This is a genomic window from Bartonella capreoli (genome assembly GCF_902813205.1).
Taxonomy (GTDB): domain Bacteria; phylum Pseudomonadota; class Alphaproteobacteria; order Rhizobiales; family Rhizobiaceae; genus Bartonella; species Bartonella schoenbuchensis.
Window position 1 is genome coordinate 1 of the sequence record NZ_CADDZX010000402.1, and the last position, 384, is coordinate 384.

Annotated in this window: 1 protein-coding gene; it reads right to left on the reverse strand. The window is 38.5% G+C overall.

Features of this window, described 5'->3' with window-relative positions:
• Positions 1 to 384, reverse strand: a 384-nt coding sequence (locus tag J7R05_RS09000; RefSeq protein ID WP_484479019.1) for a restriction system modified-DNA reader domain-containing protein, incomplete at both ends; no start/stop codon positions are given.

Genomic DNA, 384 nt, shown 5'->3' on the forward strand with positions numbered 1-384 from the left:
ACGTATTATCATTCTTAAATTATTTATAGACTTCAATCGTCCGTTTTCTTCATAATACCAAAATGTCCAACCATTACAGCTTTGTGAATCCTGAGCCTTTCGCCCCATTGCATGAATAGAACCAGCTTCTCCACCATGCATGATCGTACCATCAGCCCTTACTATAGCAGATAATTGCTTCTTGCGATCATAAAGAACTTCTCCAGGATAAAGTAAACCTGCTTCAAGTAAACTGTTAAATGCTACACGCGGTTCTGCTTTTTTTCTATCTAAAATTGCCAATTCTGGTTTGTCTAAAGGTTTAACCGCAGCAATCCTCTCACATGCCGCATCAATGTAATCTTGTTCTCGTTCAATACCCACAAAATCACGCCCCAAAAATTT